This is a genomic window from Nocardioides acrostichi (assembly GCF_015319165.1).
GTDB classification, from domain to species: domain Bacteria; phylum Actinomycetota; class Actinomycetes; order Propionibacteriales; family Nocardioidaceae; genus Nocardioides; species Nocardioides acrostichi.
Map to the genome: position 1 here is coordinate 381,986 of NZ_JADIVZ010000003.1, position 24,251 is coordinate 406,236.

Annotated in this window: 21 protein-coding genes; 12 read left to right on the forward strand and 9 right to left on the reverse strand. The window is 71.5% G+C overall.

Going from position 1 to position 24,251, the window contains the following annotated elements:
- Positions 1 to 161: 161 nt before the first annotated feature.
- The 4 genes from ISG29_RS09555 to ISG29_RS09570 are packed head-to-tail and all read left to right on the forward strand — an operon-like array spanning position 162 to position 3,810.
- Positions 162 to 1,253, forward strand: coding sequence for an ABC transporter ATP-binding protein (locus ISG29_RS09555; protein ID WP_194503181.1), 1,092 nt, complete (start codon positions 162 to 164; stop codon positions 1,251 to 1,253).
- Entirely contained in the window at positions 1,250 to 2,086 is an 837-nt protein-coding gene (locus ISG29_RS09560) for an ABC transporter permease (RefSeq protein WP_235958906.1), read from the forward strand. The genes ISG29_RS09555 and ISG29_RS09560 overlap by 4 nt, the downstream gene beginning before the upstream one ends.
- Positions 2,023 to 3,183: a sensor histidine kinase gene (locus ISG29_RS09565; RefSeq protein WP_194503182.1), complete on the forward strand. Its 1,161-nt coding sequence runs from the start codon at positions 2,023 to 2,025 to the stop codon at positions 3,181 to 3,183. The genes ISG29_RS09560 and ISG29_RS09565 overlap by 64 nt, the downstream gene beginning before the upstream one ends.
- An 18-nt stretch (positions 3,184 to 3,201) precedes the next feature.
- Positions 3,202 to 3,810, forward strand: a complete 609-nt coding sequence (locus ISG29_RS09570; RefSeq protein WP_328828607.1) for a response regulator transcription factor — start codon at positions 3,202 to 3,204, stop codon at positions 3,808 to 3,810.
- Between the two features lie 121 nt (positions 3,811 to 3,931).
- Here ISG29_RS09570 and mce read toward each other — a convergent pair whose 3' ends face one another.
- Positions 3,932 to 4,375, reverse strand: coding sequence for a methylmalonyl-CoA epimerase (gene mce / locus ISG29_RS09575; RefSeq protein ID WP_194503183.1), 444 nt, complete (start codon positions 4,373 to 4,375; stop codon positions 3,932 to 3,934).
- Positions 4,376 to 4,588: 213 nt separating this feature from the next.
- Here mce and ISG29_RS09580 point away from each other — a divergent pair, with 213 nt between their 5' ends.
- The 6 genes from ISG29_RS09580 (at position 4,589) to ISG29_RS09600 (ending at position 9,354) form a co-directional block, all read left to right on the forward strand.
- Complete coding sequence (locus tag ISG29_RS09580; protein ID WP_194503184.1) at positions 4,589 to 5,779, forward strand: acetyl-CoA C-acetyltransferase; 1,191 nt, start codon at positions 4,589 to 4,591, stop codon at positions 5,777 to 5,779.
- A complete protein-coding gene (gene meaB / locus ISG29_RS09585) occupies positions 5,763 to 6,734 on the forward strand; it encodes a methylmalonyl Co-A mutase-associated GTPase MeaB (RefSeq protein ID WP_194503185.1) in 972 nt (323 codons plus the stop codon). Before ISG29_RS09580 ends, meaB begins: the two co-directional genes overlap by 17 nt.
- A gap of 186 nt (positions 6,735 to 6,920) precedes the next feature.
- Positions 6,921 to 7,085 (forward strand): hypothetical protein, encoded by a 165-nt coding sequence (locus ISG29_RS20805; RefSeq protein ID WP_235958915.1) that lies wholly within the window; start codon positions 6,921 to 6,923, stop codon positions 7,083 to 7,085.
- Between the two features lie 19 nt (positions 7,086 to 7,104).
- Positions 7,105 to 7,626 carry a PH domain-containing protein gene (locus ISG29_RS09590; RefSeq protein ID WP_328828611.1) on the forward strand — a complete coding sequence of 174 codons (522 nt, stop codon included), beginning with the start codon at positions 7,105 to 7,107 and terminating at the stop codon, positions 7,624 to 7,626.
- A gap of 28 nt (positions 7,627 to 7,654) precedes the next feature.
- Positions 7,655 to 8,593: a co-chaperone YbbN gene (locus tag ISG29_RS09595; RefSeq protein ID WP_194503187.1), complete on the forward strand. Its 939-nt coding sequence runs from the start codon at positions 7,655 to 7,657 to the stop codon at positions 8,591 to 8,593.
- 2 nt (positions 8,594 to 8,595) lie between these two features.
- Positions 8,596 to 9,354: an EI24 domain-containing protein gene (locus tag ISG29_RS09600; RefSeq protein WP_194503188.1), complete on the forward strand. Its 759-nt coding sequence runs from the start codon at positions 8,596 to 8,598 to the stop codon at positions 9,352 to 9,354.
- Positions 9,355 to 9,357: 3 nt separating this feature from the next.
- On the opposite strand, the gene ISG29_RS09605 is transcribed toward ISG29_RS09600, so the two are convergent.
- Complete coding sequence (locus ISG29_RS09605) at positions 9,358 to 10,248, reverse strand: LysR family transcriptional regulator (protein ID WP_194503189.1); 891 nt, start codon at positions 10,246 to 10,248, stop codon at positions 9,358 to 9,360.
- A 72-nt stretch (positions 10,249 to 10,320) separates the two neighbouring features.
- Between ISG29_RS09605 and ISG29_RS09610 the strand changes: the two genes are divergently transcribed.
- Positions 10,321 to 11,211 carry an EamA family transporter gene (locus ISG29_RS09610; protein ID WP_194503190.1) on the forward strand — a complete coding sequence of 297 codons (891 nt, stop codon included), beginning with the start codon at positions 10,321 to 10,323 and terminating at the stop codon, positions 11,209 to 11,211.
- A gap of 34 nt (positions 11,212 to 11,245) precedes the next feature.
- On the opposite strand, the gene ISG29_RS09615 is transcribed toward ISG29_RS09610, so the two are convergent.
- Complete coding sequence (locus ISG29_RS09615) at positions 11,246 to 11,635, reverse strand: hypothetical protein (RefSeq protein ID WP_194503191.1); 390 nt, start codon at positions 11,633 to 11,635, stop codon at positions 11,246 to 11,248.
- Between the two features lie 226 nt (positions 11,636 to 11,861).
- Here ISG29_RS09615 and ISG29_RS09620 point away from each other — a divergent pair, with 226 nt between their 5' ends.
- Positions 11,862 to 12,113: a hypothetical protein gene (locus tag ISG29_RS09620; protein WP_194503192.1), complete on the forward strand. Its 252-nt coding sequence runs from the start codon at positions 11,862 to 11,864 to the stop codon at positions 12,111 to 12,113.
- Positions 12,114 to 12,151: 38 nt separating this feature from the next.
- On the opposite strand, the gene ISG29_RS09625 is transcribed toward ISG29_RS09620, so the two are convergent.
- The 6 genes from ISG29_RS09625 to ISG29_RS09650 all read right to left on the reverse strand — a co-directional run bounded on the left by ISG29_RS09625 (position 12,152) and on the right by ISG29_RS09650 (position 24,247).
- The gene (locus tag ISG29_RS09625) at positions 12,152 to 12,919 is read right to left on the reverse strand and encodes an NUDIX hydrolase (protein WP_194503193.1); all 768 of its coding nucleotides are present in this window, start codon (positions 12,917 to 12,919) and stop codon (positions 12,152 to 12,154) included.
- Positions 12,920 to 12,934: 15 nt separating this feature from the next.
- Positions 12,935 to 15,139, reverse strand: a complete 2,205-nt coding sequence (gene glgB, locus ISG29_RS09630) for a 1,4-alpha-glucan branching protein GlgB (RefSeq protein WP_194503194.1) — start codon at positions 15,137 to 15,139, stop codon at positions 12,935 to 12,937.
- On the reverse strand, positions 15,136 to 16,584 hold the full coding sequence (locus ISG29_RS09635) for a maltokinase N-terminal cap-like domain-containing protein (protein WP_194503195.1): 1,449 nt from the start codon (positions 16,582 to 16,584) through the stop codon (positions 15,136 to 15,138). The genes glgB and ISG29_RS09635 overlap by 4 nt, the downstream gene beginning before the upstream one ends.
- Positions 16,581 to 18,353 carry a maltose alpha-D-glucosyltransferase gene (treS, locus tag ISG29_RS09640; RefSeq protein WP_194503196.1) on the reverse strand — a complete coding sequence of 591 codons (1,773 nt, stop codon included), beginning with the start codon at positions 18,351 to 18,353 and terminating at the stop codon, positions 16,581 to 16,583. Before treS ends, ISG29_RS09635 begins: the two co-directional genes overlap by 4 nt.
- Positions 18,350 to 20,338, reverse strand: a complete 1,989-nt coding sequence (locus tag ISG29_RS09645) for an alpha-1,4-glucan--maltose-1-phosphate maltosyltransferase (protein ID WP_194503197.1) — start codon at positions 20,336 to 20,338, stop codon at positions 18,350 to 18,352. Before ISG29_RS09645 ends, treS begins: the two co-directional genes overlap by 4 nt.
- Before the next feature lie 447 nt (positions 20,339 to 20,785).
- Positions 20,786 to 24,247: a M36 family metallopeptidase gene (locus ISG29_RS09650; RefSeq protein ID WP_194503198.1), complete on the reverse strand. Its 3,462-nt coding sequence runs from the start codon at positions 24,245 to 24,247 to the stop codon at positions 20,786 to 20,788.
- Between the last annotated feature and the right edge of the window lie 4 nt (positions 24,248 to 24,251).

Here is a 24,251-nt window from a genome sequence, read left to right on the forward strand (position 1 = left end):
GGGTCGCGAATCGTCCCGCGAGGGGTCGCGAATCGTCCCGCGAGGGGTCGCGGATCGTGCCGCGAGGGGTCGCGAATCGTCCCTCGAGGATGACAGGTGTCACGGGCGGTTCGTGACAGCGCGCAGGTCCGGACACCGCGCCCCACGGCGAAGGTGGCGTCATGACGATCACCCCGCCCCGGTACCGCCCGCACGACCTGCCGTCCAGCATCCCGTCGGCACCGGCACCGGCACCGGCACCGGCACCGGCGCCGACGCGCCGCGCACCTGCGACCCTCCCGCTCGAGGGGTCCGCCGCGCACACTCCGTTCGCCGTCCGCCTGGCGGGTCTGCGGCGCACGTTCGGTGCGCGGTCCGGAGAGGTGGTGGCGGTCGACCACGTCGACCTGACCGTCGAGCCGGGCGAGATCGTGGCGCTGCTCGGGCCAAACGGTGCCGGCAAGAGCACCACCCTCGACGTCGTCCTGGGCCTGATCGAGGCGACGGCAGGGGAGGCAGCGGTCTTCGGCATGCGGCCGCGCTCCGCCGTCGAGGCGGGTCTGGTCGCGGGGGTGCTCCAGACCGGTGGTCTGCTGCCCGACCTGCGGGTCGGCGAGGTCGTCGAGTACGTGGCCGCCGCCTACCGCCGGCTGCCCCACGCGGGCGTCGACGACGTCCTCGAGCGGGCCGGCATCACGCACCTGGCCGCTCGACGTGTCTCGAAGTGCTCCGGGGGTGAGCAGCAGCGGCTGCGCTTCGCCCTGGCCCTGCTGCCCGACCCGCGCCTGCTCGTGCTCGACGAGCCCACCGCCGGGATGGACGTGACCGCCCGTCGCGAGTTCTGGGCCACGATGCACGAGGAGGCCGAGCGCGGTCGCACGGTCGTCTTCGCGACGCACTACCTCGAGGAGGCCGACAGCTTCGCCGACCGCATCGTCCTCGTCGCAGGAGGCCGCGTGGTGGCCGACGGCAGCACCGAGGAGATCCGCTCTCGCGCCGCCGGCAAGGTCGTGTCGGCCCGGGTGCTCGACCCCGCCGCGGCCTCCCGCCGGCTGACCGCGCTCGACCTGCCCGGCGACGTCCGGCTCGAGACTCAGGGTCACCGCGTGCTCGTGCACGTGCGGGACGTCGAGGCGGCCGACGCCGCCGCCATCACCCTGCTCACGGCCTGCGACGGCCGCGACCTGACCGTCGTCCCCGCCTCGCTCGACGAGGCCTTCGTCGCCCTCACCAGCCAAACCACCAGCCAGACCATGCACCAGGAGATCCGATGAGCACCTCGACCCTCGCACCGTCCGCCGTCGACCCGGGCCACCGCACCCCGACACGTCTCCACCTCGCGGGTCTCCTGCCGGACCCCACCATGCTCCGTCTCGAGGCGCGCCGGGTGCTGCGCGACCCGATCACCTTGCTGTTCACCGTGGCGTTGCCGGGCTTCATGTTCCTGGTGTTCGGAAGCTCGCAGGACTACGCCGGCGACGCCGTGGGCAACGGCAACGTCGCGATGGCCATCATGATCGCGATGGCCGGCTACGGCGCGGTGACGGCGACCGTCGGGCTCGGTGCCTCCGCCGCGGTCGAGCGCTCCCACGGCTGGGGTCGCCAGCTCGGCATGACCCCGCAGCGCGACATCGGGTACGCGGCGGTCAAGGCGAGCCTCGCGGTGCTCGTGGCCCTGCTGCCCGCACTCGTGGTGTTCGCGCTGGGGCTGCTCACCGGGGCAGAAGGTGCCGTCCGCGCGTGGGCGCTCAGCTTCGTGGTCGTGGCCGCGGGGGCCGTCGTCTTCGCCCTCTATGGTCTGTGCTTCGGCCTGCGGTTCCCCTCGGAGGGTGCGGCGACGGCCGCGAGCCTCTCGGTGGTACTGCTCTCCTTCCTCGGCAACATCTTCTTCCCGCTCTCCGGCGCCCTGCTGACCATTGCGAAGTTCACGCCCCTCTACGGCTACGTCGCGCTGGCGCGCTACCCGCTCACCGAGGGCTGGGTCATCACCGGTGGCGACCTGGTGCACGAGTCGCTGTGGGTGCCGCTCACTAACGTGGTGGCATGGACGGCGGTGCTGGCGGTGGCGGCGACGCTGCTGGTACGCCGCTCGCGCGCCCGGCAGTGAACGGATCCTCCGCGGAGCCCACGGTGCAACCCGCCTTCGAGCTGCGTGATCCGTGGCTGCGCTACGGCTGGTTGCTGTGGACGGCCTGGCTGATCTTCCTCGCCTTCCCGGTGCTGGAGTCGCTCGCCGAGCCGACGACGGCGCGGCGGGTCGGCGGGCTCGTGGGCACGGCCGTCTTCGGCGTGCTCTACGCCCTGGCCTTCACGGTGGGCGGCGCGATGGATCCAGACGGTGCGCGACGGGGGCCGGCGTTCCTGGTGGCGCTGAGCGCCGTCACCGTGGTCACGGCCCTGCCGATCGGTCTGGGCGTGCTGTCGTTCGTGCCGTTCCTCATCGCCCTGGGCGTGTTCGTGCTGGTGCGTCCGTGGTGCTGGTGGTGGCCGACTGCGCTCATCGCTTCGTGCCTCGCGCTCGAGCTCCTCCTGGACCCCTCGACCGGGTGGCTGTTCTTGGACTTCACGCTCGTGGCCGTGGCCATCGGCTGCGGTGCCGGGCGGTTCCTGGCCGGGCAGGGCGACGCCCACGCTCGGGCGCAGGAGGAGTTGCGCGTCGGAGCCGAGCGCGACCGGGTGGCGCGCGACGTGCACGACGTGCTCGGCCACAGCCTCACGGTGGTCTCGGTCAAGGCGCAGCTCGCGGAGCGGCTGGTCGAGGCCGATCCCCAGCGGGCGAGAGCCGAGCTGGTGGAGATCCAGCAGCTGACCCGGCAGGCCCTCGCCGAGGTGCGGGCCACGGTCGGTGGCCTGCGTGCCGCCCGACTCGACGACGAGATCGACGCCGCCCGCCGGGCCCTCGAGGCGGCCGGCGTGGCGTCGTCCCTGCCCGAGGATCTCGACGTGCTCGACCCCCGCTACCGCACCGTGGTGGCGTGGGCGCTGCGCGAGGCGGTCACCAACGTCGTGCGTCACGCCCGAGCGACCCACTGCACCGTCGAGTTGCTCGGGTCGGGTCTCCGCGTGGTCGACGACGGCTGCGGGCCGCCGACCTCGGAGGGCAACGGCCTGCGGGGTCTGCGCGAGCGGGTGGCGGCTGGCGGGGGAGCGGTGCGCCTCGGCCCAGCTGCCGGAGGCGGAACGACACTCGAGGTGACGTGGTGAGGGCACGGTGAGGGCACGGTGACCCCGATCAGACTGCTCCTGGCCGACGACCAGGCGATGGTGCGCGGGGCCCTCGCGGCGCTGCTCGACCTCGAGTCCGACCTCGAGGTCGTGGCGCAGGTGGGCCGAGGCGACGAGGTGCTGGCGGCACTCGAGGCGTCGGCCCCCGACGTGTGCCTGCTCGACATCGAGATGCCCGGCCTCGACGGCATCGAGGCCACTCGCGCGGTGCGGGCGGCCGGGCGGGCCCGGGTGCTGGTGGTCACGACCTTCGGGCGGCCGGGCTACCTGCGCCGCGCGCTCGACGCCGGGGCGAGCGGCTTCGTCGTCAAGGACACCCCGGCCCACGAGCTGGCCGACGCCGTCCGCCGGGTGCACGCGGGGCTGCGCGTGGTCGACCCGGCACTGGCCACCGAGTCACTGCTCGACGGCACCAGCCCGCTCACCGATCGCGAGGCCGACGTCTTGAGAGCGGCCCTCGACGGCGGCCCGGTCGCCGCCATCGCCGCCCACCTGCACCTCTCGCCGGGCACCGTGCGCAACCATCTCTCGGCCGCGATCGGCAAGACCGGCACCCGCACGCGGGCCGAGGCAGCGCGCACCGCCCGCGACCGCGGCTGGATCTGACCAGTCGGCTCCGCCCCCACGGGGGCTTCGTGCCCGTGGGCCGCCGAACGGCGCGGAGCTCGCTGCGCTCGACGGTGCCGCGAGCTGCTGAGGCAGCCCTGCCGGGGGACGGTGGGCGGCCTCAGCGGGACGCGGCCGGCTGGACGAGCTCGACCAGCACGCCGCCGGCGTCCTTGGGGTGCACGAAGTTGATGCGGGAGTCCGACGTGCCGCGCTTGGGGGCGTCGTAGAGCAGGCGGACGCCGCGCTCGCGCAGGATCGCGCTGACCTGCTCGACATCGGTGACCCGGTAGGCGACCTGCTGGCAGCCGGGGCCGTTGCGATCGATGAACTTCGCGATCGTCGAGGCCTCGGAGAGCGGCGCGAGCAACTGCACGTGGGAGCCGGAGTCGCCGACCGCCATCATCGCCTCGCGCACGCCCTGCTCCTCGTTGGTCTCCTCGTGGGCCAGTGTCATGCCGAAGGTGTCGCGGTAGAACGCGATGGCCGCATCGAGGTCAGGCACCGCCATGCCGACGTGGTCGATGGCGGTGAAGAGGTGCTGGGGGATCTCCAGGTTCGACATGCGCGCATCGTCGTACGCCCCGCCCGTCGGCGTCCACCACCAGCCGGATCGGTGTGACGATCGCCTCATGCCGGGCCATGGACGCCTCTCGCCGCCCATGTGACCAACGAGTAACCTTCGGGTCGAGTCGTACCCTGCGCCATCGGAGCCCCCGCGCCGGGCCCCGCCGCCAGCCAGACTCACTCACATCTGCCGAACACGTGGAGGAAGCCCATGTCCGGAACCGTCATCGTCGCCGGGGCGCGCACCCCCATCGGTCGCCTCATGGGCGGCCTTTCCGGCCTCTCCGCCGCCGAGCTCGGTGGCGTCGCCATCCAGGGCGCCCTGGAGAAGGCCGGGGTCGCAGCCGACGCGGTCGACTACCTGATCATGGGCCAGGTGATCCTGGCCGGCGCCGGCCAGAACCCCGCCCGCACCGCCGGTCTGAAGGCCGGCCTCCCGGCGAACGTGCCGTCGATCACCATCAACAAGGTGTGCCTCTCGGGCCTCAATGCCATCGCCACCGCCGACCAGATGATCCGCGCGGGCGAGGCCGACGTCATCGTGGCCGGTGGCATGGAGTCGATGAGCCTCGCGCCCCACCTGCTGCCCAAGTCGCGCACCGGGTTCAAGTACGGCGACACCACGCTGGTCGACTCGATGGCCTACGACGCCCTCTTCGACCAGGCCACCCAGCAGGCCATGGGCGGGCTCACCGAGTCGTGCAACGCGCAGGGCACCAGCCTGACCCGCGCGGAGCAGGACGAGTTCTCCGCCCGCTCGCACCAGCTGGCCGCGGCCGCGCAGAAGAACGGCGTGTTCGACGACGAGATCGTCCCGGTGTCGATCCCGCAGCGCAAGGGCGACCCGATCGTCGTCTCCGCCGACGAGGGTGTGCGTGGCGAGACCACCGCCGAGTCGCTGGGCAACCTGCGTCCGGCGTTCTCCAAGGACGGCACCATCACCGCCGGCTCGTCGTCCCAGATCTCCGACGGTGCCTGCGCCGTGGTCGTGATGAGCAAGGCCAAGGCCGAGGAACTGGGCCTGGCCTGGCTCGCCGAGATCGGTGCGCACGGCATGGTCGCCGGCCCGGACTCCACCCTCCAGATGCAGCCGGCCAACGCCACTGCCAAGGCCTGCGCCAAAGAGGGCATCGAGCCGAAGGATCTCGACCTGGTCGAGTTCAACGAGGCATTCGCCGCGGTCGGCATCGAGTCGGCTCGCAGCCTGGGCCTGGACCAGGACAAGGTCAACGTCAACGGCGGCGCCATCGCGCTGGGTCACCCGGTCGGCATGTCCGGTGCCCGGGTCGTGTTGCACCTCGCGCTGGAGCTGCAGCGCCGCGGTGGCGGCGTCGGCGCGGCCGCGCTGTGCGGCGGCGGCGGCCAGGGCGACGCCCTGATCGTGCGTGTCCCGAAGAGCTGACACCGATGTCGCGGACCTGGTCGAGCGCGCCCGCGCCGGCCAGGCCCGCGCCGTCGCACGCCTGATCTCGCTGGTCGAGGACGCCTCACCGCTCCTGCGCGAGGTCATGGCCGCGCTGGCTCCACACACCGGTCGCGCCCACGTCGTGGGGCTGACCGGTGCCCCGGGCGTCGGCAAGTCGACGACCACCAATGCGCTGATCCGTGAGCTGCGTGAGTCGGGACGCCGGGTAGGAGTGCTCGCCGTAGACCCCTCCTCGCCCTTCTCGGGCGGGGCCCTGCTGGGCGACCGCATCCGCATGGGCGACCACGCCGAGGACGACGGCGTCTACATCCGCTCGATGGCCTCGCGCGGCCACCTGGGCGGCCTTTCGGCCACCACGCCGCAGGCGGCGCGGGTACTCGACGCCGCCGGCTGCGACGTCGTCCTCGTCGAGACCGTCGGGGTCGGACAGAGCGAGGTCGAGGTGGCCGGGCTCGCCGACACCACCATGGTGCTGCTCGCGCCCGGGATGGGCGACGGCATCCAGGCCGCCAAGGCGGGCATCCTCGAGGTCGGTGACCTCTACGTCGTGAACAAGGCCGACCGCGACGGCGCCGAGAAGCTGCGACGCGACCTGCGCTCGGCCCTGCGTCTGGGCGCTTCGTGGGCCGACCGCGCCGAGGGCGACTGGGAGCCGCCGGTGCTCGGCGCCGTCGCCCAGTCGGGTCGGGGCATCCCCGAGGTCGTCACCGCCCTCGACGAGCACCACGCCTGGCTGTCCGGTGGCGAGGGTCTGGCGCTGCGTCGCACCCGCCGCGCCCGCGCGGAGGTCGAGGCCATCGCCGTCGCGGCCCTGCGCGCCCAGTGGGACGACGTCGGGGCGCGCGGCGCCGACCTCGACTCCCTCGCGGCCGCCGTCGCGGCCGGGGAGTCGGATCCCTACGCCGCCGCTGATCGCCTGGTGGGGCGCTGATTTCTTTACTGTCGTTTGATCCCAATCGTGGGCAAAACGGCCCCACAGAATGCAGTTTTCGACCAAACGTGGGTCGGCCGGCCGGCCCCCCGAGGCGTCGCTACGGCGCGTCGACTCGCGTAACGGGAGTGACTGCTGGTACAGATGTTTCCGGAGTCCTGCCCACTTCCCCGAGGACGGTCCGTGATGAAGAAGGCGATCCCCGCACTGCTGGCGGTGTTCGTGCTGTTCTGGCTGTTCACCGACCCCAAGGGGCTGGCCGATGTTGCGAGCAGGGGTGGCTCCGCCGGCCTCAGCTTCGCCAGCGACATGGGCACCGCGGTCATCGACTTCGTCGACGAGCTCGCCTGAGGCCGACGGTGAACCACCGGTGAGCGTGCTGACGCGCGTCACCGACCCCCACATCGGGCGGCACCTGCTGCGCGACGAGGGCGAGGTGATCGTCGACGAGGTGATGCACCACTGGGTCGCCTACGTGCGTCCGGCGTGCGAGGCGATCGTGGCGTTGGCGGTGCTCGTCGCCGTGCCCTGGCTCCCGGTCGACCTGGCCTGGCTGCCGATGCTCGTGGTGTTCGCCCTGGCCGCCCACGCCGCGTGGAAGGCGGTCGACGCCAAGCGCGACCGGTTCGTCATCACGAACATGCGGGTCTTCCGGGTGCACGGTGTGTTCGCGACGCAGCTGTCGACGATGCCGCTGACCCGCATCCTCGACATCACGGTCGCCAAGCCCCTGCACGGCCGGCTGCTCGGCTTCGGCCACTTCGTGTTCGAGTCCGCCGCGCAAGAGCAGGGGCTGCGCGACGTCCGGTACGTCTCGCGCCCCGACGAGCGCGATCTCACGATCCAGCGGGTCGTGCAGCGCGCCGGGCTGCGTGGCCCACGCGTGAACTGATCGGCAGCGCCTTCCTAGGATGGGCCGCATGACGCAGCAGCCGTTCTCCCGCCCAGGCGCCCTCGACCTCTCCGCGCTCAAGCGGCCCGCTCCCAGCCAGCCCGCGCCCGGGGCGCCGGGTAGTGGCGCCCCCGCAGGCGGGTCGGCCTACTCGCTGGCCGTCGACGAGCAGAACTTCCAGGAGGTCGTCGAGGCGTCGATGACCGCGCCCGTGCTGCTCGCCTTCTATTCGGCGAGCCGGATGCCGGAGAGCAAGCAGATGGCCGACGACCTCGCCACGGTCGCCGGCGAGTACGACGGGCGCTTCCTCGCTGGTCTCGTCGACGTCGACGCCGCGCCGGCCATCGCACAGGCCGTGCAGTTGCCGTCGGTGCCCTACGTGCTGGCCGTGCTCGACGGTCGCCCGCAGCCGCTGCTCCAAGACGCACTCGGCCTCGACGAGCTGCGCTCGGTGCTCAACCAGGTGATGCAGCAGCTCACCACGCAGGGCATCACCGGCCGGCACCAGCCACGCGGCGCCGCTCCCGCAGAGGGCGCGGACGACGAGCCGGGCGTCGACCCGCGTTACGCCCCCGCGCAGGACGCCCTCGAGGCGGGTGACATCGACGCTGCGGTCGCCGAGTACCACAAGCTCGTCGACGCCAACCCGGCCGACGTCGAGGCCGCCGCGGGCCTGGCGATGGCGAAGGTGCTCCAGCGCACCCAGGGCGTCGACTTGAACACCGCCCGCGAGGCGGCGGCGGCCAACCCCGACGACGTCGACGCCCAGACCCTGGTGGCCGACCTCGACATGCTCGGCGGCCACGTCGACGACGCCTTCAACCGACTGGTCGACCTGGTCCGCCGAACCTCCGACAAGGAGCGCACCCGGGCCCGCGAGCACCTGCTCGGCCTCTTCGCTGCCGTCGGCAACGACGATCCGCGGGTGCTCAGGGGCCGGCAGAACCTCGCCTCGGCGCTGTTTTGACCATGCCCGAGCCGATGACCGAGCGCGGCGTCGCCCTGGGCGTGCGCCGCCTGGCGGACGGCGCGTCGTCGTGGCGCACCCGGCCGCGGTTGATGGTGCTCGGCCTCGTGCCGGCACTGATCGTGCTGGTCATCGTGCTGGCCTCATTCGTGGCGCTCCTGCTCAACCTCACGGGGCTGGCGGACTGGCTCACCCCCTTCGCCGACGATTGGGGTGCCTCGATGCGCGGCGTCGTCCGGGTCGGCGTGGCGCTGGTGCTGCTGGTGGGCTTCATCGTGATCGCCTCGGTCACCTTCACCGGCCTCACGCTCGCCGTGGGCGACCCGTTCTACGAGCGCATCTGGCGGGCCACCGAGGCCGACCTAGGTGGCCCGGTGCCCGACGACGGCCCGAGCTGGTGGCGTTCGGTGCTCGATGCCTGCGTGCTCATGGCCATCGGCCTGGCGTTGACCCTGCTGGTGGTGCTGCTGGGCCTGCTGCCGTTCGTCGGTGCGGTGGCCGGGGCCGTGCTCGGTACGGCGATCTCGGGTCGGCTGCTCGCGGGAGAGCTGCTCTCACGGCCCCTGGCGGCCCGGGGCCTGGACCGCAGGGCGCAAGCCGAGGTGCTGCGCCGCGACCGGGGCGCCGTGCTGGGCTTCGGCGTCGCCACCCAGGCCTGCTTCCTCATCCCGCTGGGCGGCATCGCGATCATGCCGGTGGCCGTCGTCGGCGCCACCCGGCTGGCCCGCGACCTGCTCGGCGAGGCGCCGCTCAAGAGCTGAACCTCAACTCACCAGCAACGCCTCGAGCAGCGCCGTGAGGCCGGGGGAGTCGGTCAGGCCGGCCCGGTGCACCGCGATCACCTCGCGGGTCGGCTCGGGGTCGGTGAGGCGGACCGCGACCAGGTCGTCGCCGAGGTCGGCGCGGCCCAGCCGTGGCACCAGGGCGATACCGAGACCGGCCCGCACCAGCGCGAGGTGGGAGTCGAACTCCATGGACTCGTGGGCGATGCGCGGCAGCCGCCCAGTGCCGTCGAACATCCGGCGCAGCCACTGCCGGCAGATGGAGTCGGCAGGCGTCGCGATCCAGCCCTCGTCGACCAGGTCCGCCACCCGCAGCACCCCGGCGTCCGCCAGGTGGTGCCCACGCGGCACCACGACGTCGGCCAGGTCGAGGCAGATGCGCCGCTGTACGAGGTGGTCGGGCACGTCGAGCGGGACGTCGCCCCACCGGTGCACGATGCCGAGGTCGCACTGTCCGGCGGCGACGAGGTCGACGGTGTCCCACGGCTCGCGATCGCGCAGGCTGATCCGCAAGCCGGGGTGCTCGCGTTGGAGGCGTCCGACGACCGGTCCGATGAGGCCACGCGTCGCGGTCGAGAACGCGGCCACGCGCAGCGAGCCCGCCACTGCGCCGGCGCGGGCATGCAGGTCGGACTCCAGGCGCTCGAGGTCGTCGAGCAACACCGACCCCGACTCCACCAGGTATCGACCGTGCTGGGTCAGGATCACTCCGCGGCCCAGCCGCTCCAACAGCGCGACGCCGGCCTGACGCTCGAGCCGTTTGACCTGCTGGCTCACGGCGCTCGGGGTGTAGCCCAACGCCTCCGCGGCGGCGACCACGCTGCCGGTGGCGGCGACGGCGCGGAGGGAGGAGACGGCAGCCAGGTCGAGCATGCAGCAAAGCTACATCGTGACGCCCAGCATCATTCGCTGGTGCTTCACGTTTTTCGGCGGCACGCTGGAGCCGTGCCCGTTCGCGACAACGTCCTCGCCGCCCTCGTCGCAACAGTGTGGGGGCTGAACTTCCTCGCCATCGACCGCGGGATGGGTGACGTACCGCCGTTGCTGTTCCTCGCCGTCCGCTTCGTGCTCGTGGCCTTCCCGGCCGTGTTCTGCGTGCCGCGGCCGGCCGTGTCGTGGCGAGTGCTGGCAGCCGTGGGACTGTTCATGTCGGTGGGCCAGTTCGGGTTCCTCTACACCGCCATCGCGGCGGGCCTCGCCCCCGGCATCGCGGCCCTGGTACTCCAGGCCCAGGTCGTGTTCACGATCGTCATCGCCGCCGGCGTGCTGCGGGAGCGGCCGACGCGCGCCCAGGTCGTCGGAGTCTTGCTGGGTGTCGGGGGCCTGACGACGGTCGCCCTCGGCCGGGGTGGCGACGTGCCGCCGGTCGCGCTGCTGCTGTGCCTGCTCGGCGCCCTCTCGTGGGGCATCGGCAACGTGGTCGCCCGGGCCGCGGCGGTGCCCGGGGGACTGGGGCTGACCGTGTGGTCGGGCCTCGTGGTGCCCGTGCCGGCCCTCGGTCTCGGCGTGCTGCTCGACGGCCCGTCGGCGATGCTCGACGGCGTGTCGGCGTTCGGGTGGCAGGCGCTCCTCGCCACCGTCTACACCGCCGTACTCGCCTCACTGGTCGGGTACGGCATCTTCAACTCGCTGCTCGCACGGCACCCCTCGGCCGCGGTGGTGCCGTGGATCCTGCTCGCCCCTGCTGCGGCCATGACGGCGGCCGCGGTGCTGCTCGGCCAGGTACCGACCCCCGGCGAGGCCGCGGGCGGCGTCCTACTGTTGCTCGGGGTGCTCGTGTGCACTCGGGGCCTGCCGTCCCTCCGGTTGCAGCGGCGAGAAGGTGCGCGGATCTGACGCACCGAGGACGTCGGACCCGCGCATGTCCGGCTCAGGCCGCCTCGCGGCGTCTGCTGCTCCGCGGCAGGGCGCCGCTCCAGCCGCCCTGCCGCAGCATCATCGCCACGGCGCTGGCCGTGGCACACGGTTCCCTCATCATCCGCGCGTAACCCAGGCGCTCCGTGCGGGCCGAGCGGTGGACGGCGATCGCGAGGTCGCGCCGGAGGTCGCGGACGCGGGCCGCGACGCCCTGGCGGAAAAGTCTCCCGTCGAGCTCGACGATCGGGCCGTAGCCCTCGTACAGCGCATCGCGCGTGGGATCGTCGGCGCACGGCCCCGGCCAGGCGTTCGGAGCGGGTCTGGCCCGTGCCGCATGCCGTGGCCAGCACGGCGAAGGCGGCCGCGCCGTCGACGGCGGAGTCCGCGAGATCCACCAGCGCATCCTCCACACGCACTCGCAACGGCCGCGCTGAGGGATGGGGCCGCGCGGTGAGGTGCGCGACCCGCCGGATGTGCACGCCAGGCAGGCGCCGCACCGTACGCCGGGCATCGATCGCGATCTCGACCCTTCCCTCCGGGGGTCGGGCAGGGCCGACCGGCCGCCGAGGGCGCCGTCGACGGCGAGCGTGGCCGCCCAGGCCCGCTGGCGCCAGGGGAAGAGGACCGGTGTGGTCGACGAACACCCCGTCGTGCACACGGGCCAGCGCGCGACGCCGCAGCAGACGCCCGAGGTCGTGGGCGGCGACTCCCATCGCGCGCAGCTGTCGCCGGGTGACCACGCCGTCCCGGTCGGCTGCGAGGAGGCCCAGCGCGGCGAGGGGCGGCGGGTTCGGCATGCCGTCACGGTGCCCGATGGTGGTCCTGGGACGCACCCGGTGGATCCCGTGCCTGCGTACGAACCCGGACCCACGTGGATCTGACGCACTGGGTACGACAGATCCACGCCCGATGGTGAGCCTCAGCCCCGGCCGGACTCGGTGTAGGCCGAGCCGCCGGAGTCGACGGCCGCCAGGGCCGCGCGGATGCGGCGAGCGGTGAAGTCGGCGCAGCGTTCGTCGACCTGCTCGAGGGTGCAGAACTGCGCCGAGCGGATCTCACGGGCCTGCTTGACCACCCCGTCGAGCAGGGACGCCGGGTGCTCGCCGCCGTCGAAGACCAGGCAGAGGGCGTCGTCCCAGCCACCCCAGGGCGGCAGCCAGTCGGTGAGCAGCAGTCGCTCCGCGGGGAGCTCGAGCGCCAGTTCCTCGGCGACCTCGCGCACCACCGCGGTCTGCGGTGACTCGCCGACCTCGACGACCCCGCCGGGCAGATCCCAGTCGGTCTTGTAGGTGAGCTGGCACAGCAGCACGCGCGGCTGGTCACCCCCGGTACGGCGCACCAGCAGCTGGGAGATGGCCCGCTTGCGCGGCAGGAAGGAGTTGAGCAGGGCCCGGAATGCCCCGGGCTCGTCGACGGGACGGTCGGAGGCCAGCCGTGCGTAGACGATGCGGTCCTCCGGCTCGCCGCTGACGCTGACCCCGCGCATGACGCCCTCGCGCTGCATGCCCGCCCAGGTGGCGGTGCGCTGGCCGTCGGCGTCGTGGGGGTCGACGTGAGCCTCGACCCGGTGGTGGTCGACCAGGGCGCGGGCGACCTCGCGGCGCACGTTGTCGATCGGCTCGCCGGGCCGCCAGGCGATGCGGGCCACTCCGTCGTCCACGGTGCGGGCGGCGGCCTGGTCAGTCACGGCTCCACCCTAGGTTCAACGCGCAGCTCGGAACCACACCGTGCCCAGCGGCGGCACCGAGATGTCGGCGTGCGCCGGCATCGAGCCCGCGCCGCCCTCGACCGCGGTGATCTCGCCGAGGTTGCCGACGCCGGAGCCGGTGTAGGCCGAGGCATCGGAGTTGAGCACCTCGCGCCAGGCTCCCAGCGCAGGGAGCCCCAGTCGGTAGCCGTGGTGCGGCACGGCGGCGAAGTTCGCCACGCACACCAGGTCGGGCTCGCCGGAGGAGCGGCGCACGAAGGAGAAGACGTTGCGGCCGGCGTCGTTGGCGTCGATCCACTCGAAACCCTCGGGGCTGTGGTCGAGACCCCACAGCGCGGGCGAGGCGCGGTAGACGCCGTTGAGGTCGCGCACCAGATCGTGCACGCCGCGGTGCTCGGGGTGGTCGAGCAGCCACCAGTCGAGCTCTCGGGCCTCGGCCCACTCCGACTCCTGGCCGAGCTCGCAGCCCATGAACAACAGCTGCTTGCCGGGATGAGCCCACATGAAGGCCAGGTAGGCGCGCAGGGTGGCCAGCTGCTGCCACCGGTCGCCCGGCATCTTGCGCAGCAGCGAGCCCTTGCCGTGCACGACCTCGTCGTGGCTGATCGGCAGCACGTAGTTCTCCGACCACGCATAGACCAGCGAGAACGTCATCGCACCGTGATGGTGAGCGCGATGCACCGGCTCGTGCGCCAGGTAGTCCAGCGAGTCGTGCATCCAGCCCATGTTCCACTTGAAGCCGAACCCGAGACCGTCGCTGTTCGTGGGGCGGGTGACCCCTGGCCACGACGTCGACTCCTCGGCGATCGTGACCACGCCGGGCACGCGCCGGTAGACCACCGCGTTCATCTCCTGCAGGAACTGCACCGCCTCGAGGTTCTGGTGGCCGCCGTACTTGTTCGGCGTCCACTCGCCCTCCTTGCGGGCGTAGTCGAGGTAGAGCATCGAGGCGACGCCGTCGACGCGCAGGCCGTCGGCGTGGAACTGCTCGCACCAGTACACGGCGTTGGCGAAGAGGAAGTTGCGCACCTCGTGGCGGCCGAAGTTGAAGATGTAGGAACCCCACTCGGCGTGCCAGCCGCGCTGCGGGTTGGGATCCTCGTACAGCGGCGTGCCGTCGAAGCGGGCCAGCGCCCACTCGTCGGTGGCGAAGTGGCCGGGCACCCAGTCGAGGATCACGCCGATGCCGGCCTGGTGCAGCCGGTCGACGAGCAGCCGGAACCCGTCGGGGTCGCCGAAGCGGGCGTCGGGGGCGAAGTAGCCGGTCACGTGGTAGCCCCACGAGCCGCCGAACGGGTGCTGCATCACCGGCATCAGCTCGACGTGGGTGAAATCGAGTTCCTGCACGTAGCCGACCAGGTCGTCGGCGAGCTGCTCCCAGGTCCAGTGCGTGCCGTCGGGGTTCTTCTTCCACGAGGCCAGGTGCACCTCGTAGATGCTCATCGGCTCCTCGACGGCGCGCTCCTGCGCGCGGGCATGCATCCACGCCGCGTCGCCCCACTCGTAGGTCGACTCGAAGACCCGCGAGGCGGTGCTGGCGGGCTTCTCGGCCCACTGCGCCAGCGGGTCGGCCTTCTCGCGCCAGGTGGCGTCTTGGCCCAGCACGGCGTACTTGTACGACGCGCCGACGCCGACGCCGGGCACGAACAGCTCCCAGACACCTGAGGTGCCGAGCTGGCGCATCGGGTGCTCGCGGCCGTCCCAGGAGTTGAAGTCGGCCTTGAGCCGGACGGCGCGCGCGTTCGGCGCCCACACCGCGAACGACGTCCCGCTCACCACGCCGCCGCCCGGGGTCTCGTAGTGGTGCACACGAGCGCCGAGCACCTCCCACAGCTGCTCGTGGCGACCCTCGTTGATGAGGTGGAGATCCATCTCGCCCAGGGTCGGCAGGAAGCGGTAGGGGTCGTCGGACTCGACCGGCGCGCCGTCGTAGGCCACGAGCAGCCGGTAGTCGGGCACGTCGGCGACCGGTAGCACCCCGGCCCACACACCCTCGTGCTCGTGGGCCAGCTCGGTCGCACCGAAGGAGCCGGTGACGACCACGGACGATGCCAGGGGGCGCAGGACACGCACGGTCACCGCCCCGTCGTGCGGGTGCGCCCCGAGCACGGAGTGCGGGTGGCCGTGCTCGCCGCGCACGAGCTGGTCGAGCTCCTCGGTGCCGACGGGCAGCACTCCGGGCGTCTGTGGGCTGGTCATGGTGCTCCGATCTCCGCGACGGCTTGGAGCGGGATGTCGACCCAGGTCGGACGGTTGCGGGTCTCGTAGACGGTCTCGTACACGGCCTTGTCGGCGACGTAGGCGTCGAGCAGCACCTTGTCGGTCTCGCTCATGGCGCCGTCGCTGTAGGCGACCAGGAAGTGGTTCTTGGCGCGGTTGGCCCACTCCTGCGCCTGGTGGGCGCGCACCTCGGACCCCTCAGGGTCATCGGCCCAGCTGCGCTCGACGACCCGGCTGGCGTAGTCGAAGGAGCGCAGCATGCCGGCGACGTCGCGCCAGGGGGAGTCGGGCAGCACCCGGTCGGCCAGTGGTCTGGCGGGCTCGCCCTCGAAGTCCACGATCTTCCAGCCCAGCGAGGTGCGCAGTGTCTGGCCGAGGTGCAGGTCGCCGTGCACGCGCTGCACGGGCAGCTCACCCAGCGCCGCGACGCGACCGAAGAGGGCGGTCAGCCCGGCCTCGTACGGCGCCAGATCGGACGCCGCCGCGACCGCGGGCGTCAGGCGGGCCGCCATGAGACCGGCGAGCTCGCGACTCGGCGTCGTACCGGTGCCGACGTGCTCGGCCAGCAGCGCGTGGATGCCGCGCAGTGTCAGCCCCAGACGCGTCGCCTCGCCGGCGAAGTCGCCGCCGGACTGCGCGGCGTGCGTCTCGGGGTCGGAGAAGAGCGTGCGCACGCTGGCCAGGGCCAGCTCCCAGCCGTCCGAGGCGGTGCGCAGGAACTGCTGGAGCATCGCGAGATCCCAGACCTCGCCCCCACCTTCGGCTTCGGAGTCGACCCATTCGACCCACCCGTACAGCGACGCGACGTCGTCGGAGTTCGCACGGGTCAGCACGTCGTGGATCGCGATGTCGGGGTTGGCACCGGGTGTCACCTTGCGGAACACCTTCATCAGGGCGTCCTCGCCGTAGGCGACCGAGGAGTTCGACTGCTCTCCCGAGAACAGCGTTGCGCGGGCCTGGAGGTCGAGGTCGTGCCCGGGCAGCCGGTGGAAGGTCAGGCCGCTGTCGGCGTCGACCAGGACGCCCTCGGGCGCCGTGGCGGCCGCGTGCAGCGTGCGCTGCCAGCAGGCCATGGCCTCCCGGTCGTGCAGTGCGTCGTAGGCGTGCACCCAGCCGAGCTCGGGCTCCTCCCACCAGCCGAGGAACGCGTGGTCGAGCCGGGTTTGCGCCTGCGCGTAGCAGGCCAGCGGCACCTGGTAGTGCTCGACGCGGTCGGCGGCGTCGCCGGGCACGTCGGAATAGGTGACCTCGACCAGTTGGAGCAGCACCGTCGGGCCGCCCTCGACCGTACCGGGCACCGCGCCGATGCGGCGCACGGCGCTGACCGCGAACGGTCGGCCCTTGCCGCCGAACCAGCGCGTGCGGCCGAGGTAGTCGACCAGGGTCTGCGGGTCGATGGGCGGGATGGCGGGGGGCGTGGTCACAGCAGCTGGCCCTCCTCGTGCTCCTCGGGCGCCGTGAGGCGGAACCAGTAGAAGCCGTAGCCGGCCAGCGTGAGCAGGTAGGGGAGCTCGCCGATCACCGGAAACCGCACGTTGCCGAGCAGCTCGACGGGCCGGCGTCCCTCGAAGCGGCGCAGGTCGAGCTCGACGGGCTGGGGGAACCGGGAGAGGTTGTTGACGCAGAGGATCACGTCGTCGGCGCCGGTCTCGGGGTCGGTGTGCTCGCGCACGTAGGAGAGCACGCACGAGTTCGAGCCGCCGAGGTCACCGAAGGTGCCGAGCCCGAACGCCGGGTGGTTGCGGCGGCTGCTGAGCATCCGCCGGGTCCAGTGCAGCAACGAGGAGGCGTTCTCCATCTGGGCCTCGACGTTGACCGACTCATAACCGTAGATGGCGTCCTGCACCACCGGCAGGTCGAGCCGGCCGGGGTTGGCCTGGGAGAAGCCCGCGTTGCGGTCGCCGGTCCACTGCATCGGAGTGCGCACGCCGTCGCGGTCACCGAGCCAGATGTTGTCGCCCATGCCGATCTCGTCGCCGTAGTAGAGCACCGGGCTGCCGGGCAGGGAGAGCAGCAGCGCATTGAAGAGCTCGATCTGGTTGGTGTCGTTCTCCAGCAGCGGGGCCAGTCGCCGGCGGATGCCGATGTTGGCCTTCATGCGCGGATCCTTCGCATACTCCGACCACATGTAGTCGCGGTCGTCGTCGGTGACCATCTCGAGCGTCAGCTCGTCGTGGTTGCGCAAGAAGATGCCCCACTGGCAGTTGTCGGGGATCGCGGGCGTCTGCTCGAGGATCTCCGAGATCGGGTAGCGCGACTCCCGGCGCACCGCCATGAAGATCCGCGGCATGACCGGGAAGTGGAAGGCCATGTGGCACTCGTCGCCGCCGGCCTCGAAGTCGCCGAAGTACTCCACGACGTCTTGGGGCCACTGGTTGGCCTCGCACAGCAGCACCCGGCCGGGGTAGTGCTCGTCGACGAACGCGCGCACCTTGCGCAGGAACTCGTGGGTCTCGGGCAGGTTCTCGCCGTTGGTGCCCTCGCGCACGTAGAGATAGGGCACGGCGTCGAGGCGGAACCCGTCGAGGCCCATGTCGAGCCAGAAGGCCAGCGCCTCGATCATCGCGTCGTGCACGGCCGGGTTCTCGTAGTTGAGGTCGGGCTGATGGGAGAAGAACCGGTGCCAGAAGTACTGGCCACGCACGTTGTCCCAGGTCCAGTTCGACGGCTCGGTGTCGACGAAGATGATGCGGGCATCGGAGTACGCCTCGTCGGTGTCGGACCACACGTAGAAGTCGCCGAACGGGCCGTCGGGATCCTTGCGGCTGGCCTGGAACCACGGGTGCTGGTCGCTGGTGTGGTTCATGACCATGTCGATGATGACCCGGATGCCGCGCTGGTGGGCCTCGTCGAGGAAGTAGCGGAAGTCGTCGATCGTGCCGATCGCGGGCAGGACGCCGTTGTAGTCGGCTACGTCGTAGCCGCCGTCGCGCAGGGGCGAGGGGAAGAAGGGGGGCACCCAGAGGCAGTCGACGCCGAGCCAGGCGAGGTAGTCGAGCTTCTCGACCAGGCCGCGGAAGTCGCCGGTGCCGTCGCCGTTGGAGTCGCGGAACGAGCGCACCAGCACCTCGTAGAACACCGCGGTCTTGAACCAGTCGGGCTGGACGCGGCCGGCCTCGTCGGCGGCGACGCCGGAGTCGGTCTGGCCGTCGATCACGGGGTCGTCGGACAGCTCGTGGCGGGTCTCGCTCATCGGGGGCTCCTCACGGTCAGCACGTGCGCCGGCTCGTGGTAGGGGTCCAGGCGCACGTAGTCGTGCGCGCCCCAGCTCCACTCCTGCCCCGTGATCTCGTCGTGCACGACGAACCCGTCGCCCCAACCGAGGCCGAGTGCGGGCAGGTCGAGGTGCACCGTGGTCTCGCGGGTGGCGTGCGGGTCCAGGTTGATCACCACGATCACGGTGTCGGACGACGGGTCGCCCGGGACGGCCTGCTTGGAGAAGACCAGCACGTTCTCGTCGTCGCTGGAGTGCACGTGCAGGGTGCGCAGCAACTGCAGCGACCGGTGTTCGCGGCGGATTTCGTTGAGCCGCGTGAGGTACGGCGCCAGCGTGCGGCCCTCGGCCGCTGCGCCCTCCCAGTCGCGCACGCGCACCTGGTACTTCTCCGAGTCCAGGTACTCCTCGCTGCCGGGGCGCACCGCGACGTGCTCGAACAGTTCGTAGCCGGAGTACACGCCCCACGTGGGGGAGCCGGTGGCAGCGAGCACGGCACGGATCTTGAACATCGCCGGACCGCCGTACTGCAGGCTCGCATGCAGGATGTCGGGGGTGTTGACGAAGAAGTTCGGACGCATCAGGTGCGCGGTCTCGGCGGTCAGCTCGCGCAGGTAGTCCTCGATCTCCCACTTCGCCGTGCGCCAGGTGAAGTAGGTGTAGCTCTGCTGGAAGCCCACGGCGCCCAGGCCGTGCATCATGGCGGGCTTGGTGAACGCCTCGGCCAGGAACAGCACGTCGGGGTCGGTGCGGCGGATCTCGGCCAGCAGCCACTCCCAGAACGCCACCGGCTTGGTGTGGGGGTTGTCGACGCGGAAGATGCGCACGCCCTTGCTCATCCACAGCTTCACGACCCGCAGCACCTCGCGGCAGATGCCGGTGGGGTCGTTGTCGAAGTTGATCGGGTAGATGTCCTGGTACTTCTTCGGTGGGTTCTCGGCGTAGGCGATGGTGCCGTCGGCGCGGGTGGTGAAGAACGCCGGATTCGTCGTGACCCAAGGGTGGTCCGGCGCCGCCTGCAGCGCGAGATCGAGCGCGACCTCCAGGCCCAGGTCGGCGGCGTGCGCGACGAACGCCTCGAAGTCGGCCATGGTGCCCAGGTCAGGGTGGATCGCGTCGTGCCCGCCGTCCTTGCTGCCGATCGCCCACGGGCTGCCGGGGTCGAGCGGGCCGGGGTCGAGCGTGTTGTTGGGGCCCTTGCGATTGACCTCGCCGATCGGGTGGATCGGCGGCAGGTACACGACGTCGAAGCCCATCGCCTTCGCCCGGTCGAGGCCGGCCACCGCCGTGCCGAACGTGCCCGAGACGACCTCGCCGGTGAGCGGATCCTTCGTGGCGCCCTCCGAGCGTGGGAAGAACTCGTACCAGGAGCCGTACAGCGCGCGCTCCCGGTCGGCGAAGAGGCGATAGGGGCCTTCGATCGTGACCAGCTCGCGCAGCGGGTGCTCGAGCAGGACGCCGCGCAGGTCGTCGTCGAGCAGGGCGGCGAGGCGGGCGGCGGGCGGTCGGGCGTCGTCCGCGGCGGCGGCGAGGCCGGCCTCGAGGGTCGCGCGCTCCGCCCTCAGGGTGGGGTCGAGATCGGCGAGCACCCGCTCGAGCAGCATCCGGGCTTCGGTGAACATCAGGTCGACGTCGACGCCGGCCTCGATCTTCAGCGGCGCGTCGTGCTGCCAGGTGGCGATGGGGTCCGACCAGGCCTGCACCTCGAAGGTCCAGGCGCCCTCGGCGTCGGGGGTGACCCAGGCGCGGTAGTCGTTGGGCTCCTCGGTGTGCAGCGCCATGCGCACGGGGGCGCGGCGCACCCCGTCGGGCCCGGTCAGCACCACCTCGGCCGCCAACTGGTCGTGACCCTCGCGGAACACCGTGGCGGTGACCGGCAAGGGCTCGCCGATGGTGGCCTTGGCCGGCTGGCGACCGAGGTCGACCAGCGGCATCACGTTCATGACGGGGATGCGTCCGACCATGCTCTCCACCCAACCGGGCGGGGGATCAGCCTGCAAGTCACCCGAGGGGTGGAACGATCAAATGCCCCCTGACCTGCATTGCCGCGAGGTTAAAACTGCGAGGGCCCGCGGCCGTCGTCCATGTAACGCGGTGTTGCGCGGCCGTCGTCCATGTAACGCGGTGTTGCGCGGCCGTCGTCCATGTAACGCGGTGTTGCGCGGCCGTCGTCCATGTAACGCGGTGTTGCGCGGTCGTCGTCCATGTAACGCGGTGTTGCGTCACTCGCGCGGTGTTCGGGTGACTGGTCACGCTGTAGAGCACCGCACCAGTCCGTGCAACACCGCGTTACATGTGCAACACCGCGTTACACGCCGCACCGCGGTACATGTGCAACACCGCGTTACATGCGCCACGGCCCCGCCCGGAACGAGTCCGGGCGGGGCCGTGGGTGGGTGGTGCGGGTGTGACTACCGGCCGAAGACCTGGAGCTCGGCCGCGTGCACGATGGTGCCCCGGTCGGAGCCGGTCGCGCAGTCGGTCGGGTTGAGCGGGTCGTTGTCGAGCTCCCCGCCCTTCGGGTCGGCGTAGCCGGCGAAACCGGTGCACTGGTTGTTCAGCACGACCAGTCGGACGGCGGCGGCCCGGGTCCGCTTGAAGCGGAAGGACCGCATCGTCTCGTCGGGGGCCACCGGGCGAGGCCGGACCGCCGGGAAGGCGTTCGACTTCGAGGTGAGCACCCGCTTCCAGGTAGCCGAGGCCGAGCCGCAGTTCGAGCGGCAGACCTCGATCGCGAACTGGCGCAGCGCGGTGAACCGCGAGGCGGAGTCCTGGTCGGGGTCGGTGTCGCCGTCGACCGGGTTGAGCAGGGCGCTGACCTGCACCCGTCCGATCCGCGGCTTGGCGCCCGAGAGGTCGACGGCCACGAACGGCTTGGACTCGTCGACGTTGGCCTCGGTCACGCCGGCCCAGTTGGTGTCCTCGGTGCCGTCGATGAGCGAGTCGACGTTGATCGAGCCGTCGGTCGAGCCGATCACCTTGGCACCGTTGGCCGCCGCCGCGTAGTTCTTGCGGTTCTTGACTCTGACCGTCTTGGACTGACCGCCCTTGACGGTCATGGTGAACCGCTCGAAGCCGCCCTTCTTCGACGCGAAGAGCATCTTGTAGGTGCCGGGTGCGAACTGCGCGGTCGGCTTGAGCTTCGACGTCGCGATCGTGTCGGCGATCGGGGTCACGCGAGCCTCGTAGTGGCCCACGAACACCTGGCCGGGGTAGCGGGTCTTGAAGGTGACCTTGCCGTTCTTGCCGCGCGGGGTGGCGAAGGACGGCGTCGGGTTGGTGTCGTCGGCGTTCTTCACCGACGCGCCCTGGCCCATGCCGCGCTGGGCGAAGGCCTTCCACATCACGGCCTGGTCCTTGCCGCCGAAGCGCATCCGGTCGGCGGCGATCATGGCGTCACGGGCGTCGAGCATCGACGTCGCACCCTGCTGGAGCAGGAACGAGTCGAACACCAGCTGGACCCAGCGACGGTTGCCCGGGCACAGCTGCGGCGGGCGTGGCGAGGTGCTGGCACCCGGCTGGGCGCAGCGCAACTGCAGGCGCTTGTCGTTGTAGGGGTACTGACGGTTGTACTTGCCCACCAGCGCCTGGCGCACCGACCACTGGGTGCCGTTCCAGATCTCGCCGTCGGCGTGCACCTCCGGGCCAGGGGTGTCGAAGCCGTAGTTGGAGTAGTTCAACGGGTTCTTGTTGAGGGCGTAGTCGCGGATGGCGACCTTCTTGTTGCCGGTGGCGTAGACGCCCACGGCCCAGCGGTTGCCGTCGGTGGGGTAGCCGTGGCTGAACATGTACTCCGCGGCCACCTGGTCGCTCCACGACTCACCCATCGCACCTCCCTGCTCCGAGGTCAGACCCTCGTCGGGGCCGCCGACCATGCGGTTGCTGATGGCGTGGGTGTACTCGTGGCCCACGATGCCCATGTCGAGGGCGCCGTCGGTGCACGGTGCGTAGAACGCGCCGGCGATGGGCTGGAAGAGGTACTGGTTCGTGATGCCGGGAATGCCGTCTTGCAGCGCGATCTGGTTGGCGTTGTCACGACCCAGCAGCAGCGGTTGGCCACCGGTGAGCGCGCCGGCCTGCACGTTGCCGACCTCCTGGTCGCCGCCGGCACCCCCACGGCCGTAGTTCTCGGCCTGGAGGTTGTAGTTCTTCTCCGTGAAGCCGAGGAAGTAGGAGTAGTCGTGCATCCGGTTGTGCGACACGAACAAGTTGCCGACCGAGAAGTCGATGTCGTTGCCGCCGGGCACCAGGTTCGTCGGGTCGCACTTGGAGTTGTTCCAGGCGTCGGTGAACTCTGCTGTGTACTCGCGGGTGGGCGAGTACGGCGCTTGCGCGAGACCGCCGGGGGTCAGCGGGCTGCCCCAGGCCTCGTGGGTGTTGGCGTTGTTGCCCACCGTGGTCATGGTCGGCGCCGTGCCGGAGGCCAGGGTGTCCCAGGGGCCGGTGTTCGCGAGGTTCTCGAAGGGTCCGCTCGGCGTGGTGCAGTCGGGGCCCTTGACCCAGCAGCCGATCTCGTTGTTGGTCGGGACGGCGTCGGAATAGGTCGACTTCAGCGACGGCGCGGCCGGGAAGTAGTTCCACTGCGGGTCGAAGCCCGAGCTGCCGGTGTCCGGCCCGGCGGAGTCGCTGGTCGAGATCGCGAGGGCGTACTGGCCCACGACCACCGAGGCGGAGTCGAACGGGCAGACCTGCGCGTTGTAGACGCCGGCCTTGAGCGCGGTCGGCGAGGTGTAGACCGTGGCCTCGGGGCTGGTGAGCAGATCCTGGTTGAACAGCAGGTTGTTGTCCGGGTCGAAGACCTTGATGGTGATGTCGTCGGCGGGCAGCGCGATGGCCGCAGCGGCGATCGTGCGGGTCAGGTCGTCGGTGAGCTCGAAGGGGTGCTTCGGGCCGCACGAGTTGGCGGTCACGGACCCGGAGAACACGTTGTTGTACATGTCGTTGTCGACCTGGTTGTGCCGGTAGAGCACCGACCCGTCGAGGGCGTCGACCACCACGGTGTGGGCCAGCGAGCTGCCGCCCTGCACGTCGACGACGTTGGCCTCGATGGCCGGACGCACGGCGCCGTCGGCAGTGACGAACGCGCGCGGACGCGCCTGCTGCTCCTGCGCGATGCCCGGGACGACGAGCCGGGTCCAGCCGTCGCTCTGCTCGCTGCGGATCTTGGAGATGTCGACGGCGTCGACCTTGCGCCCCACGTTCGCCGCGGCCTTGAGGTAGCCCATGAGCGGCGACATCCGGGTGCCGGCCGCGGGAGCGGCGGTGGTACGGGCGAGGGAGGAGGAGACGTAGGTGATCTCGCCGTTCGCGACCCCGACCGTCACCAGGCCGCCCACGGCGGGGGTGAGACCGTCGAAGGACTGACGGAAGAGGACGGCGTGTCCGGCTGGCGCCTGGGCCTTGCCGTCGGCGTCGGGGTAGGAGGCGAGCTCCTGGTCGTTGACGAGCTCGAGGGAGTCCATCGCGGAGCCGCTCAGGCCGAAGACCGCGGCGTTGGCGCGCAGCCAGGCGCGAGCCGCAGTCACCGGCTTGGTGCTGGTCGCCTTCGCGAGCGCACCCGAGCGGGGCAGCAGCGACGAGGGTGTGCCGTAACCGTTCCAGCGCACGTCGAGGGCCGGCAGCCGGCTCGCCGCCGCGCGTTGCGCCGCGGTGGGCAACACCGACCCGGTGGTGTCGATGTCGGCGGGGCCGCTGACGGCGTCACCGATGGTCACCAGGTCGTCGGGGTCGATCGCCGGATCGGCCGAGGCCATCGGGCGGGTGGCCGTGTCGGCCAGGGCGGGGATCTGCGCGAGTCCGGGCGCCAGGGTGGCGGCAGCCAGGGCGAGGATGGCCGTCGTGCGGCGTCCGCGGCGCGTGGATGGGGTTGACATGGTT